The following is a 420-nucleotide window of genomic DNA, read 5'->3' on the forward strand; positions in this document are numbered from 1 at the left end:
TCGACGCCGTCGTCGAGCACCTCGACGGCGCGTGGCGGCAGATGACGCTCCTGCTCGCCGGCACCGGCATGCGGTGGGGCGAGGCTGCCGGACTGCACTGGGGTCGCGTCGACACCAAGCGCGGGTTCATCGAGGTCGCGGAGGTCTGGTCCGACGCCGAGGGCGCCATGAAGGCCTTCCCGAAGGGCAAGCGGCCACGGCAGGTCCCGATCCCGACGTGGCTCGACCTGGGCACCGCGCAGCGCGGCGCGTGCACGATCGGCGACGGGCACGACGTGTGCCGCGGCCCGCTCGTGCTCGCGAGCGCGACCGGGACGGTGCTCGACCTCGACAACTTCCGCAAGCGGTGGGCGTCGGCGTGCAAGGCCGCGGGCGTCGGGCACGTTCGCGTGCACGACCTGCGGCACACCTACGCCTCGT

The 420-nt window shown here is 73.6% G+C and carries 1 protein-coding gene; it reads left to right on the forward strand.

Annotated features, from left to right (window positions below; translation table 11 throughout):
* Positions 1-420: tyrosine recombinase XerC (gene xerC, locus G3I71_RS48505; protein WP_164325366.1), on the forward strand; the 420-nt coding region annotated here is incomplete at both ends.

Origin of the sequence: Streptomyces sp. SID12501 (assembly GCF_010550245.1) — a bacterium.
Lineage (GTDB): Bacteria > Actinomycetota > Actinomycetes > Streptomycetales > Streptomycetaceae > Streptomyces.